Origin of the sequence: Actinomadura scrupuli (assembly GCF_050971785.1) — a bacterium.
Lineage (GTDB): Bacteria > Actinomycetota > Actinomycetes > Streptosporangiales > Streptosporangiaceae > Actinomadura_E > Actinomadura_E scrupuli.
In genome coordinates this window covers 55,839-69,866 of record NZ_JBPCCU010000005.1, presented here as the reverse complement: position 1 = coordinate 69,866, position 14,028 = coordinate 55,839, and the positions used below count along the sequence as shown (strand labels likewise).

The 14,028-nt window shown below is 73.3% G+C and carries 13 protein-coding genes; 7 read left to right on the top strand and 6 right to left on the bottom strand.

Features of this window, described 5'->3' with window-relative positions:
- The first annotated feature begins 36 nt into the window (after positions 1–36).
- From ACRYCC_RS22920 to ACRYCC_RS22895, 6 genes are read left to right on the top strand one after another with little or no spacing between them, the layout of a single operon-like run.
- On the top strand, positions 37–1,884 hold the full coding sequence (locus tag ACRYCC_RS22920; protein WP_433815161.1) for a TY-Chap domain-containing protein: 1,848 nt from the start codon (positions 37–39) through the stop codon (positions 1,882–1,884).
- On the top strand, positions 1,884–2,249 hold the full coding sequence (locus ACRYCC_RS22915; protein WP_433816038.1) for a UCP033725 family protein: 366 nt from the start codon (positions 1,884–1,886) through the stop codon (positions 2,247–2,249). Before ACRYCC_RS22920 ends, ACRYCC_RS22915 begins: the two co-directional genes overlap by 1 nt.
- Before the next feature lie 28 nt (positions 2,250–2,277).
- Positions 2,278–3,072, top strand: coding sequence for a putative hydro-lyase (locus ACRYCC_RS22910; RefSeq protein WP_433815159.1), 795 nt, complete (start codon positions 2,278–2,280; stop codon positions 3,070–3,072).
- A 14-nt stretch (positions 3,073–3,086) separates the two neighbouring features.
- Positions 3,087–3,842 (top strand): LamB/YcsF family protein, encoded by a 756-nt coding sequence (locus ACRYCC_RS22905; RefSeq protein WP_433815158.1) that lies wholly within the window; start codon positions 3,087–3,089, stop codon positions 3,840–3,842.
- A gap of 37 nt (positions 3,843–3,879) precedes the next feature.
- On the top strand, positions 3,880–4,542 hold the full coding sequence (locus ACRYCC_RS22900) for a 5-oxoprolinase subunit B family protein (RefSeq protein WP_433815156.1): 663 nt from the start codon (positions 3,880–3,882) through the stop codon (positions 4,540–4,542).
- Positions 4,539–5,399 (top strand): 5-oxoprolinase subunit C family protein, encoded by an 861-nt coding sequence (locus ACRYCC_RS22895; protein WP_433815154.1) that lies wholly within the window; start codon positions 4,539–4,541, stop codon positions 5,397–5,399. The genes ACRYCC_RS22900 and ACRYCC_RS22895 overlap by 4 nt, the downstream gene beginning before the upstream one ends.
- Before the next feature lie 53 nt (positions 5,400–5,452).
- Here the strand turns inward: ACRYCC_RS22895 and ACRYCC_RS22890 are convergent, their stop codons facing one another.
- The 4 genes from ACRYCC_RS22890 to ACRYCC_RS22875 are packed head-to-tail and all read right to left on the bottom strand — an operon-like array spanning position 5,453 to position 8,957.
- A complete protein-coding gene (locus tag ACRYCC_RS22890; RefSeq protein WP_433815153.1) occupies positions 5,453–6,058 on the bottom strand; it encodes a response regulator transcription factor in 606 nt (201 codons plus the stop codon).
- A 32-nt stretch (positions 6,059–6,090) separates the two neighbouring features.
- Positions 6,091–7,290 carry a sensor histidine kinase gene (locus ACRYCC_RS22885; RefSeq protein ID WP_433815151.1) on the bottom strand — a complete coding sequence of 400 codons (1,200 nt, stop codon included), beginning with the start codon at positions 7,288–7,290 and terminating at the stop codon, positions 6,091–6,093.
- Between the two features lie 54 nt (positions 7,291–7,344).
- A complete protein-coding gene (locus ACRYCC_RS22880) occupies positions 7,345–8,070 on the bottom strand; it encodes an ABC transporter permease (protein WP_433815149.1) in 726 nt (241 codons plus the stop codon).
- Positions 8,070–8,957 (bottom strand): ABC transporter ATP-binding protein, encoded by an 888-nt coding sequence (locus ACRYCC_RS22875; RefSeq protein ID WP_433815147.1) that lies wholly within the window; start codon positions 8,955–8,957, stop codon positions 8,070–8,072. The genes ACRYCC_RS22880 and ACRYCC_RS22875 overlap by 1 nt, the downstream gene beginning before the upstream one ends.
- Before the next feature lie 166 nt (positions 8,958–9,123).
- On the opposite strand from ACRYCC_RS22875, the gene ACRYCC_RS22870 reads away from it, so the two are divergent.
- A complete protein-coding gene (locus ACRYCC_RS22870) occupies positions 9,124–11,544 on the top strand; it encodes an AAA family ATPase (RefSeq protein ID WP_433815146.1) in 2,421 nt (806 codons plus the stop codon).
- Between the two features lie 12 nt (positions 11,545–11,556).
- Here ACRYCC_RS22870 and ACRYCC_RS22865 read toward each other — a convergent pair whose 3' ends face one another.
- Complete coding sequence (locus ACRYCC_RS22865; protein WP_433815144.1) at positions 11,557–12,966, bottom strand: HNH endonuclease; 1,410 nt, start codon at positions 12,964–12,966, stop codon at positions 11,557–11,559.
- 317 nt (positions 12,967–13,283) lie between these two features.
- A complete protein-coding gene (gene rnhB, locus ACRYCC_RS22860) occupies positions 13,284–14,027 on the bottom strand; it encodes a ribonuclease HII (protein ID WP_433816036.1) in 744 nt (247 codons plus the stop codon).
- Position 14,028: the final 1 nt, after the last annotated feature.

Here is a 14,028-nt window from a genome sequence, read left to right as displayed (position 1 = left end):
TTCCGGGGGTAGGCGGTCGAGCGAGGATTGAGCCGAGTGGAGTGGAACGAGTTCGTACAGCGGCTGGCCCGTGAGTTGACGCACCTCCCGGACAGCGCGTTCCTTGTCGTGCAGATGCCCGGTGGCTTCCCGTACGTACAGGCCATGCGCAACTCCGACGGGTTGTCGGCCGAGGTGGTGAGCAACGAGTTCCTGCCGCTGCCGATGCGGCTCGGGCCGGAGCAGGAGGAGCGGCTGACCGAGATCGGCTGGCATCCGCCGGGGCAGGACGGCCACCTCAACTGGTGGCAGCAGGTCCGGCTGCCCGCCGAGTTCGACGACTTCACGCCCGACGAGGCGATCGCCGTCGGCCGGCTGGCCGGCGCGATGGCGACCGCGCTGAACGAGGTCTTCCGCGTGCGCACGCCGTTCGACCTGGAGTACCACGCCAACCAGAACGGCCCCGACAACGGCCCGATCGAGCTGCCCTACTTCGGGCTGCGGCCCGCCGAGACCGGATACGCCTCCCGTACCGGCCGGATGCCCGGCACGGACTCCCCCGTCGCCGGCCCGCCGGGTCCGGCCCCCTCCGTCGCGGCCTCGTCCGGCGTGGTCCCTCCTGTGCCGACCCCCGCGGCCGCGGGTCCTGCCGATGCGGGTTTCGCCGGTCCGGGTCCCGCCCTGCCGAGCCGCTCTCCGGCGGCGGCCTCTCCCGCGGCGGCCTCTCCCCCGGCGGCCTCGCTCGGGGCCTTCCCGGCCGAGGCGGCCTCGGTCGCGACCGCCTCCGTCCCGGCCCCCGGGGCTCCGCTCCCGCCGAGCGCCCCGCCGCGGCCCGCCCGCCCCCGGCCGCTCGCTCCCCAACCCGCTCCCGAACCCGCCGTGGCACCCGCTCCCGAGCCCGCCCACGAGCCCGCCGCCGCGGCACGGGCCACCGCACCGCCGGAGGCCGAGCTGGAGTCCCTGCTGGCCGGCGCCCGGGAGAAGGGCGACCAGCGCTCCTATTTCCAGCTGCTGCTGCTCGCCGACCTGGTGATGCCCTCGACCGGCGACCCGACGGCCGAGCGGTTCGCCACGGCCAACTTCGACGACGGCACCTACGTCCTGGCGTTCACCTCACGCGGCGCCATGGAACAGTCCCTGCGCGGGCAGGCCGGTTTCCACCGCCGCACGACGTTCGCGGAGCTGGCCCGGAACTGGCCCAAGCCGGAGTGGCGGCTGGCGGTCAACGCCGGGCTGCCGACGGCGGCCTACATCGACTCCGACACCATCAACCGGCTGGCCGAGGAGGAACGCGCGGCCGGTGACCCGCCGCCGGCCACCGCCGCCCCGGCCCGGCCCGCTGCCACGGCCACGGCCGCGCCCCGGCAGGAGCCGGTGCCCGAACCCGAACCAGGCCCGCAGGACGCACCGGCGCCCCGGAAGACCGGTCCGACGATCATGCAGAAAGTCGTGCCCCACCAGCACGTGAGCCACTACCTGGAGAACGCCTACGACCAGGTGGCCGGATATGTGCACCGTATCCAGGACGTCGGGCGGCTCGAGACCCCCGAACAGCTGGTGCGCGGTCTCGGCCTGACCTACGAGGGCTCACCGTTCTCCGACCAGGACGAGGAAGTGCACGTGATCCGCTGGCCGGTCGTCAAGGGCTCGCTCTACCGCGCGCCCTACGGCGGGCAGGACGAGGCGGCCATGCGGAGGGTCCCCGACGGCTGGGTCATCGAGAAGCCGCCCTTCCTGGGCACGGGCTACGCCCCCGGCGACAGCGAGGCGATCGCCGAGTTCAAGATCGACAGCCAGCGGTTGCCGCACGGCGCGGAGATGTACCGCATCGGCCGCTCCGGCCCCCCGGCCTTCGTGGCCTACTTCGATACCGACCACCGCCGGTGGATCAAGGTGCAGGGGTGATGATGCGCGACGGGTTCTACGCCGGCTGGCGCGGCAGGGAGTACGAGGCCAGCCCGGACGGCGACCAGATCCGGCTGTACGTCGGCGACCCCGAGGACGGGTTCCTGGAGGCGGCCCCCGGCAGGTACGTCCGGGTGGTGGCTCCCCGGGAGATCGACCACTTCGCCTACGTGAAGACCCGGTGCACCTGGCACGGCCATCCGTTCCAGGTGCTGGGCGAGCACGAGGAGTGGGTGCGGGTGGAGTACACCGGTGGCCAGGCGCCCGTCGCGGAGGCGCTCGGCCTGGACATGTTCGACCGCGGCGTCTACCAGACGTGGGCGCCCCGCAGCGAACTGCAGGACGTACAGGAGGATCTGATCTGAGCGCGGCCGAGTGGGAATGCTGCCTGGTATGAGCTTCCCCGAGCAGCCCGCCGTCCTCACCCCCAGCCAGGCTCGCGCGCTCTTCCGTACCGGCGCCCAGCCGGTCACCACCAGTGGATGGTGCCGCGGGTACGCGCAGGCCAACCTGCTCGCCGTCCCGCGTGAACTCGCCTTCGACGCCCTCCTGTTCGCCTACCGCAATCCCCACGCGTGCCCGATCCTGACGGTGACCGACCCGGGGGACCCGCACCCGGGTGAGCTCGCCGGCACGGCCGATCTGCGCACCGATCTGCCCGCGTACCGAATCTACAGCGACGGGGTCATGGTCGCCGAGGTGCCCGACGCCACCGACCACTGGCGGGACGATCTGGTGGCGTTCCTCATCGGCTGCAGTTTCAGCTTCGAGGCGGCGCTGGCCGCGTCCGGAGTGCCGATCCGGCACGTCGAACAGGGCCGCAACGTGCCGATGTACCGCACCGACCGCCTGTGCAGGCCCGCGGGAGTCTTCGCCGGTCCGCTGGTGGTCTCGATGCGGCCGGTGCCCGCCGCGCTGGTGGACACCGCCGTCGAGGTGAGCGCCCGGTATCCGGTGATGCACGGCCCTCCGGTGCACGTCGGAGACCCCGCCGGACTGGGGATCAGCGATCTCTCCCGGCCGGACTTCGGTGATCCGGTGGTGTTGGAAGAGGGGGACGTACCGGTCTTCTGGGCGTGCGGGGTCACCCCGCAGGCCGCGATCATGGCCGGCAAGGTGCCCTACGCCGTCACGCACGCCCCGGGCCGGATGTTCATCACCGATCACGCCGATCTGGCGGCAGGGTGAGCCAGGGTGGAGTCATGGACGTGATCGACATCAACGCCGACCTCGGTGAGGGGTTCGGTGCCTGGTCGCTCGGCGACGACGCGGCGCTGCTCGCCGTGGTGACGAGCGCCAACGTGGCCTGCGGGTTCCACGCCGGCGATCCGCTGATCATGCGGCGTACCTGCGAGGCGGCGGTGGCGCGGGGCGTGTCGATCGGGGCGCAGGTGTCCTACCGGGACCTGGCCGGGTTCGGCCGCCGGGAGATGGACGTGGCACCGGAGGAGCTCACGGCCGAGGTGCTGTACCAGCTGGCCGCCCTCGACGGCATCGCCCGGGTCTGTGGCGGGCGGGTGGGCTATGTGAAGCCGCACGGCGCGCTGTACAACCGCATCGTCCGCGACCCGGCCCAGGCGGCGGCCGTCACCGCCGCCGTGCGCGCCTACGACCCGGCGCTGCCGGTCCTGACCCTCCCCGGCTCCGCGGTGTACGAGGCCGCCGAGGACCTCACCGTCGTGGCCGAGTGCTATGCCGACCGTGCCTACACGCCGGCCGGGACGCTGGTGTCACGGCGCGAGCCGGGCGCGGTGATCCATGACCCGGTCGAGGTGGCGGCCCGGGCGGTCCGGATGGCCGTGGACGGGGTCGTCCTCGCCATCGACGGCACCCCCGTGACGTTGCGGGCCCGTTCGATCTGCGTGCACGGCGACACTCCGGGGGCGGTGGAGATCGCGCACGCCGTCCGCACCGCCCTGACCGATGCCGGGATCGCCCTCGGCCCCTTCGCGCCATGAACCGCCGTACCCGCCCCGGGCCCGGGAGGTGGACGCCGTGAGGGTACGCCGGGCCGGTGACGCGGCGGTGCTGGTGGAGACCGAGGACCAGGCGGCGGCGCACCGGTTGCAGGCCGCCGTGCGAGCGGCCCGGATCCCCGGCGTGGTGGACGTGGTGCCCGGGGCGAGCACCGTGCTGGTGCTGACCGAGCCCGGCCGCTGTGATCTCGACCGGCTGGCCGCCGCGCTGCCCGCGCTGCCGCTGCCGGAGTCCGCCACCGCGGAGACGGCGCCGGTCACCATCCCGGTGGACTACGACGGCGACGATCTCGACGACGTGGCGTCGCTGACCGGGTTCTCCCGCGACGAGCTGATCGCACGTCACGCGGCGGCGTCGTACACCGTGGCCTACCTGGGGTTCGCTCCTGGTTTCGCCTACCTCACCGGGCTCGATCCCGCGCTGCACCTGCCCCGCCTGGAGACCCCGCGCACGGCGGTGCCGGCCGGGTCCGTCGCGATCGCGGGACCCTACGCCGCGGTCTACCCCGCCGCCTCGCCCGGCGGCTGGCGGCTGCTGGGCAGGACCGACTTCACGCTCTGGGACGTCCATCGCGATCCGCCATCGGTGCTCCAGCCCGGCACCCGGGTCCGCTTCAGCCCTCGGCGGGCGCAGCGCCCGCCGGTCGAACCCTCCCAGCCTGGGGAAGGGGCGCCACGATGATCGAGGTGGTCGGTCCGGGGCCGCTGGCCACCGTGCAGGATCTGGGCCGGCCCGGCTACGCACATCTGGGAGTGCCGCACTCGGGGGCGGCCGATGCCCCGAGCCTGCGGCTGGCCAACCGGCTGGTCGGCAACCCCGAGGACGCCGCCGGCCTGGAGCTGACGTTCGGGGGCGCCTGCCTACGGTTCCGCGAGCCGGCCTGGATCGCCGTGACCGGGGCCCCGCTGACGGTGACCGCCGGCGGCCGGGCCCTCGGCATGAACGCACCCTGCCATGTGCGGGCCGGCGCGTCGGTCGGGTTCGGCACCCCGGTCGCCGGTGTCCGCACCTATCTCGCGGTCCGCGGCGGCCTCGCGGTGGAGCCCGTGCTGGGCAGCCGCTCGGCCGACCTGCTGTCGGGGCTGGGACCGCCCGCCCTCTCCCCCGGTGACCTGCTGCCCGTCGGCCCCGCACAGGTGGTGGCGTCGCTGCGCGACATCAGCGTCGACGTGGCGCCGGTGCCGCCGCTGGCCGCCGAGCCGACGCTGCGCGTCATGCCGGGGCCGCGCGACGACTGGTTCACCGAGGACGCGATCGTCCGGCTCACCCACGAGCCGTACGAGGTGACGGCGCACAGCAACCGGGTCGGCGTGCGGCTGCGAGGGCCGGTGCTGGGCCGGGGCCGTGACGGCGAGCTCTCCAGCGAGGGCATGCCGGCCGGCGCCCTTCAGGTCCCGCCGGACGGGCTGCCCATCATCTTCCTGGCGGACCATCCCACCACCGGCGGCTATCCGGTGATCGCCGTGCTGGTCTCGGCCGATCTGCCGGTCGCCGCCCAGCTGTGCCCGGGTCAGCGTCTGCGCTTCCACGCCGTCTGAGCCGCCTCGGGGCCCGCACGCCGGGCTCGGCCGACGCGATCGGGGAGGCGGGTTCACAGCCAGCCGTTGTGGCGGGCGAACCGGACCGCCTCGATCCGGTTACGGGAGCCGGTCTTGTGGATCGCCGCCGACAGATAGTTGCGCACGGTGCTCTCGGACAGGTGCAGGCGCCCCGCGATGTCGGCGACCGTGGAGCCGTCCGCGGCTGCCGAGAGCACGTCCCGCTCCCGGTCGGTCAGCGGGTTGGGTCCGGTGGAGAGCGCGGCGGCGGCCAGCGCGGGATCGACCACCCGCTCCCCGGCGACGACCCGGCGGATCGCGGCGGCCAGTTCCTCGACCGGCCCGTCCTTCACCAGGAAGCCGCCGGCCCCGGCCTCCATGGCCCGGCGCAGGTACCCGGGACGGCCGAACGTCGTGAGGATCAGGACCTTGCAGGACGGGAGGGCATCGCGCAGATCCACGGCCACGTCGAGGCCGCTGCGGCCGGGCATCTCGATGTCGAGCAGCGCGACGTCCGGGCGGGACTCCAGCGCCTCCTCCAGCACCCGGTCGCCGGCCCCGACCTGGCCGACGACCTCGAGGTCGTCTTCCAGGCCGAGCAGCAACGCCAGGGCACCGCGCATCATGCCCTGGTCCTCGGCCAGCAAGATCCGGATCACACGCTTCCCCTCATCGACCGGCCCAGGAGCGGTCAGGGCTTCGTCGCGGTCCCGGCGGCCTGTTCGATGGGCAGGCTAGCGCGCAGGCGGAAGCCGCCGCCCCGGCGCGGTGCCGCCTGCAGGGTGCCGCCGGCGGCCACCATCCGTTCACTGAGCCCGTCCAGCCCGTGGCCCGCCTGTGGCCCGGTCCCGCCGCGCCGTCCGGGCCGAGCCTCGCGGAGACCGGCGCCGTCGTCGCCTATCTCGACGGTGACGGTGCCGGCCCGGTGGCGTACATCGATCTCGCAGGTCCGGGCACGGCTGTGCCTGATCACGTTGGTGACGCCCTCTCGGACCACCCAGCCGAGCAGCGCGTCCCCCTCCGGCGGCAGCGGCGGCCCCTCCTGATGGATGACCGGCGAGACGCCGGCGTCGGACAGCGCCATCCGGGCGGCGTCCAGCTCGGCGGTCAGGCCCCGGCCCCGGTAACCGGTCACCGCCTGGCGCACCTCGGCGAGGGCCTGCCGGCCGACGGTCTCGATGTCGGCGGCCTGTTCGGCGGCCAGCGCCGGGTCGCGGACGGCCAGCCGCCGCACGGCCTGCGCCTTCACCACCACCAGCGAGAGCGTGTGCCCCAGCAGGTCGTGCAGGTCCCGGGCGAAGCGCAGCCGCTCCTGGGCGACGGCGGAACGGGCCAGCTCGTCCCGGGTCTGCTTGAGCACCGAGACCACGGCGAACAACCGCAGGATGATCCCAGTGACCAGGGTGGCGGTGCCGGTCCCGTAGCAGATGCTGAAGACGTCGCCACCGGAGCGACCGGCAGACCAGGCGGTCAGCGCGGCGACGCCGGAGAGACCGAGCACCGCGCCCGTCAGCGCCAGCTCACCCCGCCGGGTGCCGTGGTGGCCGATGACGCTTCCGCAGGCGACGCCCGTCAGCGGCAGCAGCGTGATCCACCGGCCACCGAACCCGAGGCCGGCCGCCACCGCGACGGCCACCAGCAACCCAAGCAGCAGGGCCGCGGTACGCAGCCGCACGCGCGCGGAGAACGCCGCCCAGATCACGACGAGATAGAGGGCGGCACCGAGGACGAGGGTGGCCGCGGCGAGCCACACCGGCCGGCTGCCGCCCTCGATGACGTCACGGGCCGGCCACACCGCGAGCACCAGCCAGAAGTAGAACGGGCCGGGATCCGGGCCGCTGGTGTCCATCCGGTCGACGTCGACGGAGGGGACCCGCCGGTTCCTTCGCACAGTGGCTCCCTGAGATCTCGACGCTCAACGATACGGCCGGCCCCGCGGCCGTCGTCAGGCCGTGACGGCGGACCGCCGGTAGGCGTACACCGCCAGCGCGGTGAAGACGGCGGACCAGCCGGCCAGGATCGCCACGCCGGTCAGGGACGGGACGGCACCGGCGGCGCTGCGCCACCCCAGCTCCCCGTACCGGTTGACGGGGGTCAGCGGCGAGATCGACGCCAGCCAGTGCGGGAAGGCCGAGAGCGGGAACCACAGCCCGCCGACCAGGGACAGCCCCATGTAGCCGACGGCGCCCGCGGCCTGGGCCTTCTGCGCGTCGAGCAGGTACCCGATGCCCAGGCCCAGCACCGCGATCGGGGCGATGCCGATCCACAGCAGCCCGCCGATGGCCGCCCACCGGCCGATGCCCAGGGAGACCCCGTTGACCAGCCCCCCGGCGAGGCAGACCGCCAGGATCGGCGGGATCGCGACCACCATGGCGCACAGGGTCCGCGCGGTCACCACCTGCAAAGGCGTCAGCGGCAGCAGCCGGAGTTGCCGGATCCAGCCGAGCGCCTTGTCCTCGGCGATGCCGACGCCGTTGGTCAGCGCGGCCCCGATCGCCCCGAACCCCGCCATGCCGACCATCGTGTAGATCGCCGTGTCGTGGTGGTCCTGGCCGGTCATCTTCAGGTTGGTGAAGACCAGGTACATCACGAGCGGCGAGATCACGCTCATGAACAGATAGCCGCCGTCGCGGAGGATGCGCAGCGTCTCCAGGCGCAGGTAGCCGAGCATCAGCGGACTCCCCCGGCGGTCAGGGTCAGGAAGGCCTCTTCCAGGTCCGCGCCGGTGACCTCGAGGTTCCGCACGGCGCCGGCGCGGGCCAGCGCGATCACCGTCGCGTCGGAGTCCGTGGTGCTCAGCCGGGCCCGGTCGGCGCGGATCTCCACCGCCACCACGCCGGGCAGGGCCGCCAGCTCGGAGATGGAGCGGCCGGTGTCCACGCTGACCGTGCGGCCGCAGACCCGCTCCTTGATCTCGGCGGGGGTCCCGTCGGCGACGAGCCGGCCACGGCCCATGACGACGATCCGGTCGGCGTGGTCGTCGGCCTCCTCCAGGTAGTGGGTGGAGAACAGCACGGTGCGGCCACGGGCGGCGAAGGCGCGGATGCTCGCCCACAGCTCCCGGCGTGACTCCACGTCGAGGGCCGCGGTGGGCTCGTCGAGGACGATCAGGTCGGGATCGCCGGCCAGTGCGAGCGCGAACCGTACCCGCTGGGCCTGGCCGCCGGAGAGCCCGTCGACCCGGCGGCCGGCCAGGTCGGCGATCCGGGCGGTCTCCAGGATCTCGGCGAGCGGCGGCGGCGAGGGGTAGGTGCCACGGACGAAGGACACCAGCTCGCGCACGCCGACCCGGGGGATCAGCCGGCCGTCCTGCGGCATGGCGCCGACCCGCCCGGCCCGCACCGCCCGCTCGGGATCGGCACCGAACAGCCGGACCGTGCCGGTGCCGGGCGGGATCAAGCCGAGCAGCATGCTGATCGAGGTCGACTTGCCCGCGCCGTTCGGGCCGAGCAGCGCGACCGTCTGGCCGCATGGGATGCCCAGGGTGAGCCCGTCGACGGCGCGCACGGCACCGAAGTCCTTGGTCACCCCGGTGAAGGTCACCGCGTCGTGTGTCATGCCATGAACGGTAGAAAAGGACTGGTGTGCAGGGCAGAGCCGGGAATCCGGTCCTGGACAGTACAAATGTCCCGCCGGAGGGCCGACTAATGAAAAATGGTCCCTAGTGCGACGATCGGGTTTTCGTCCCGCCGATGGGGCAGGATCCTGGGTTATACAGCAGATGATGCGACAGTTCGGAGGTTCCCGTTCCCGCCCGGCGGTAGGGGCCGCGGCGCGGGACGTGTTCGCACGCGCGCGGGAACGCTATTTCAAAATTCAACCTGGTCTGCGGCGGCTGGCCGGATTGATGATCCTCGCCTTTGCCGCCACGGCCGCGGTGGTGGGCGACTGGCCGGTGATCAGCACCGTGATCTTCGCCGCGATCCTGCTCGCCGTGCTCGACCTCACCCTGCGCTCCCCCGCCAACATGGCCACCATCAGCGTCGTCGCGTGCTGGCTCGTGGTGTGCGTGCCGCTGGGCAGATTGTTCCCGAAGCAGGAGTACCAGGCGGTGGGGCTCGCGCTGCTCGCCCTGCCCGTCGCGTTCGTGGCGCTCCGGCTGCGCGGCTACGTGCCCTGGCGGACGACCCTGGTGGCGCTCACCGGGGCGGGCCTGATGGCGGCGGCCACGGCGGGCCCGTTGCCGCGGTTGCACGTGGGCCCGGCCTGGCTGGCCGCGCTGCTGCTGCTCGCCTACCGGTGGGACCAGGCCCGGCGGGTGGTCTCCGCCGACGCCTACGAGACCGGCTGGGTGCAGGAGGCGGACCCCGTGGAGCCGCCGCCCCGGCAGACGAACATGCCCAGTGTGCCCGCCGCGACGCAGGCGGCCTATGACCAGCGTGCCGAGGTGGTGGAGGACGTCTCCGAGCCACCCGCGCCGATCTCGGTGGACGAGGCGCTCGGTGAGCTCGAGGGCATGATCGGCCTGGCTCCGGTGAAGCGGCAGGTCCGGTCGATCGCCGCCACGATCGAGGCCGCGCATCTGCGGGCCGAGGCCGGCGTGCCGACCGAGAAGCCGATGCGGCACTTCGTGTTCGTCGGCCCCTCGGGCACCGGCAAGACGACCGTCGCCCGCGTACTGGCGAAGATCTTCTACGCCTTCGGGCTGCTGCCCAGCGCGACCGTCGTCGAGGCGCAGCGCGCCGACCTGGTGGGCGAGTACCTCGGTGCCACCGCGCTCAAGACCAACCGGCTCGTCGACACCGCACTCGGCGGCGTGCTGTTCATCGACGAGGCGTACGGCCTGGTCAACGCCGGTGAGGGGCAGCCCGACCGGTTCGGCAACGAGGCGGTGCAGACCCTGCTCAAACGGGCCGAGGACGACCGCGACAACCTCGTCATCATCCTGGCCGGCTACGAGCACCAGATGGAGGAGTTCCTGGACTCCAACCCGGGGCTGGCCTCCCGCTTCGGCACCCGGGTGCGGTTCCCGTCCTATCACCCGGCCGAGCTGCTGCAGATCGCCGACCGGCTCACCGAACTGCGCGACGACCGGCTGTCGGCCGAGGCCCGCGCCCGGCTGAACAGCCGCTTCGAGGGCGTGTGGCGGCGGGGCATCGTCGACGAGCTCGGCAACGGCCGGTTCGTGCGATCGCTCACCGAGGCGGCCGCCAGGGCCCGGGACATGCGCATCGTCGAGGGTGACCACCCGCCGTCCCCGGAGGAGCTGGTCACCATCGGCGCGGAGGACGTCGAGGCGGCCTTCACCGAGGTCACCGAACGCTACCGCGGCTACGCCGACACCCCCACGCTGGACGAAGCGCTGGCCTCGCTGGACGCGATGGTCGGGCTGGCGCCGGTGAAGCGGCAGGTACACGAGATCACCGCACAGCTGCGGGTGGCCCAGCTGCGGGCGCAACAGGGGCTGGTCGCCCAGCCGCCGATGCGGCACTTCGTCTTCACCGGGCCGCCGGGCACCGGCAAGACCACCGTGGCCCGCGCGCTCGGCGGGATCTTCGCCGCGCTGGGGCTGCTGGCCCGGCCCGAGGTCGTCGAGGCGCAGCGCGCCGATCTGGTCGGGGACCATCTCGGCTCCACGGCCATCAAGACCAGCAAGGTCATCGACTCCGCCCTGGGCGGCGTGCTGTTCATCGACGAGGCGTACTCGCTGGCCGGCTCCGGCTACTCCGGCGGTGACGCCTTCGGCTCGGAGGCCGTGCAGACCCTGCTCAAACGGGCCGAGGACGACCGGGAGCGGCTGGTGATCGTGCTGGCCGGCTACCCCGCTGACATGGAACGTTTTCTGCACTCCAACCCGGGGCTGGCCTCGAGGTTCGACGCCCGGGTGGAGTTCCCCGGGTACGGTCCGGACGAGCTGCTGGAGATCGCCCAGCTGATCGCGACGGCGGGCGGCGACCACTGGGACGAAGCGGCCCTCGACCATCTGGCAGGCATCTTCCAGCGGGTGTGCGGACGCGGGTGGATCGACGAGTTGGGCAACGGGCGGTTCGCCCGCTCGCTGTACGAGAAGGCGGCCGCCTTCCGCGACGTGCGCGTCGCCGAGCTGGGCGCCGCAGCCACGACGACGGATCTGACCACCGTGACGGCCGACGACGTCCGTGCCGCCAGCGACGAGCTCACCCTCCGCCTGACTCGCCGGGCCTGAGCCGCGGCGAGGTCACTCGGGCGTGACGATGTGCCAGATGCCGGCGGGTGTCACCCAGATCAGCAGGCCCGGCCAGGGTTGGTACAGGCTCCACCGGTGATGTTGTTTCGCCTGGTGATGCCATCTGCACAAAGGGGCCAGATTGCATGCACAGGTCACTCCGCCCTGGTCATGGGGCTGCGTGTGGTCCACGTCGCACGCGGTGGAACGCCGGTCGCAGGTCGGGAAGACACAGGTCGGATGGCGTCGCCGGACGTGCCGCCGCATCGCCGCCGGGGGCCGGTAACCCTCGTGGCCGTGCCGTCCCGGGCCGGCCGCCTGGAACGCTCCGGCGGTGCCGCACCACTGTCTCCTGGTGTCCGCCAGACCGTCGGTCATGGCCTGGACGGCCTGGGTGATCAGCGCCACCCGGCTTCCGGTGCGCCCGGCTCTGCTCGCCTGGGTCAGCAGCCCCCGGAGGTGCCGGTCGGCCACCCGGGCCAGCCCGCGCGCGATCTGCCGTTCCACCGCCGCCGAGATGTCGGACTTGTCGGCGTCTTCGGGGGCGCGGGCTCTGGAGCCCGCTCCCGGTCCGGCCTCTTCCGGCCCGTCCTCGGGGTCTTTCCCGGCCGGGGCGGTGCGCGGGCTCCGGGCCGCCTCGGGGAGCGGGGCGCCGCGCAGCAGGGCGGCGTACAGATCGGCGCGGAGCTCGTCGATGGTCCGCACGTCCCCGTCGGCCTTCATCTCACGGGCGAGGGAGGTCAGCCGGTGGTAGATGACGCCGGCCTCGTCGGCGTCCAGGTCGCGGCCGGTCAGATCACTGGTGCCCGAGGCGTTGGGCGACAGCATCACCCGGCGCCCCTCGCGTGCCGTGCTGGTGCGTTTCCCGGCCGCGGCCGGGTCGGCGTCCAGCAGAGCCCCGCGGACCAGCCTCTTCAGTTTCACCAGAGTCAGAGCCGGAGCCTTGGCGTTCACGGTCCGTTCGACGCGGGCGGCGAGTTCGTCGCTGGTGCCGAACAGCCCATCGCAGATCACCGCGGCCCGGGCGGCGTCGATCCGGCCCGCGCTCAGTGACTTCCGCGTCTCGGGGAGCCGCTCGACCAGGGCTCGGGCGAGCTGCACGAGCCCCCACGCGGCGCCGGTCGAGACCGTCAACGCCAGCGACACCTCGTCGATGAGCCGCTTGGTCGTCTCCGGACCGGCCGGTCCGCTCGCGGCGGCGCCACGGCGGCGCGACAACTCCGCCACCGCTCTCAACTCCACCGACTGCGTCCAGGAGGTCTGCCGCCGGGCCGCTCCCAGCATCGCGGTCAACTCATCGTCCGACAGCCCGGCCGGATCGGCGTCGGCCAGCCGACGGGCCAGCTCGGGACCGGGCGCGAACGTGGCCCACTCTTCGCACGTCGGCGTGCGGCCCGCCCGTGCGGTGCTCTCCGTCGTCACTGCGGGACACCTCCCTTCGCGCACCGGATCCGGCCTCCGAGAAGAACGCTAACGACGGGGTCCGACAGTTTCCGCACACTCTGCGATCGACCGATCGCGCAGGGTAACCACACGCGTGGAGAGGCCAGAGGGTGGGCCGGGATCTGTCGGCACGAGGACGTACGGGCAGGGAGACCGTGACCCGGCCGCAGGGGCTCGCCTGGCGGATGCGGTGGTGACCTCCTTCGAGGACCTGCCGGACGCCCCGCCGCGAGCCGAGATCGCGCGCGTCACCGCGCTGCCGTCCTGACCGGTCGCGGTGCGAGACACGCCCGGCCTCACAGGAGGCTGAGCTGTCCCTCCCCGGCCAGCGGGTTGCGGTGCTTCCTCAGATGCCTCCACTGCGGCAGATCATCGAGGTAGGACCAGGACAGCCGGTGGTGCCGGGTGGGACCGAACTCCGCCAGCGCCTGCTGGTGAACCGGCGAGGGATATCCGGCGTTGCCCTCGAAGCCGTACCGCGGATGGCGGGGCGCGAGGTCCGCCATCAGCCGGTCGCGGTGCACCTTCGCCAGCACCGACGCGGCGGCCACCGTCACCGAGCGCCGATCGGCCTTGATCTCGCAGCGCACCTTCCACGGTGCGCCGATGAAGTCGTGGTTGCCGTCGAGCAGCACCACGTCCGGCCGTTGCGGAAGGGTCTGCAGCGCGCGGACGGCGGCGCGCCGCAGGGCCCTGGTCATGCCGACCTCGTCGATCTCCTCGGGCCCGGCCGCGCCGAAGGCATAGGACACCAGCCAGTCCGGCAGCACCTCGGCGAAGGCGCGCCGGTGGCGGGCGGTCAGCAGCTTGGAGTCGGTGAGGCGAACCGGCGTCCCGTCCGGCCTGGGCAGCTCGGGCGGTGCGCTCAGGTCGGTGATCGCCGCGCAGACGACCACCGGTCCGGCCCAGGCGCCGCGGCCGACCTCGTCGACCCCGGCGATCCGCAGCGCGCCGCCCGCTGCGAGCTGTTCCTCGACCTCGTATCCGGCGGTCTGCGGGCGGGGCCGGGCGCGGGGAGCCTCGGCGTCGAGTCCGGGCAGC

Bases quoted from the DNA above. Each gene is read 5' to 3' on its own strand.
- ACRYCC_RS22910 (WP_433815159.1), top strand. From the start codon at position 2,278: ATGAGCTTCCCCGAGCAGCCCGCCGTCCTCACCCCCAGCCAGGCTCGC.
- ACRYCC_RS22875 (WP_433815147.1), bottom strand. From the start codon at position 8,957: ATGACACACGACGCGGTGACCTTCACCGGGGTGACCAAGGACTTCGGT.
- ACRYCC_RS22905 (WP_433815158.1), top strand. From the start codon at position 3,087: ATGGACGTGATCGACATCAACGCCGACCTCGGTGAGGGGTTCGGTGCC.
- ACRYCC_RS22915 (WP_433816038.1), top strand. From the start codon at position 1,884: ATGATGCGCGACGGGTTCTACGCCGGCTGGCGCGGCAGGGAGTACGAG.
- ACRYCC_RS22880 (WP_433815149.1), bottom strand. From the start codon at position 8,070: ATGCTCGGCTACCTGCGCCTGGAGACGCTGCGCATCCTCCGCGACGGC.
- ACRYCC_RS22870 (WP_433815146.1), top strand. From the start codon at position 9,124: ATGCGACAGTTCGGAGGTTCCCGTTCCCGCCCGGCGGTAGGGGCCGCG.
- ACRYCC_RS22895 (WP_433815154.1), top strand. From the start codon at position 4,539: ATGATCGAGGTGGTCGGTCCGGGGCCGCTGGCCACCGTGCAGGATCTG.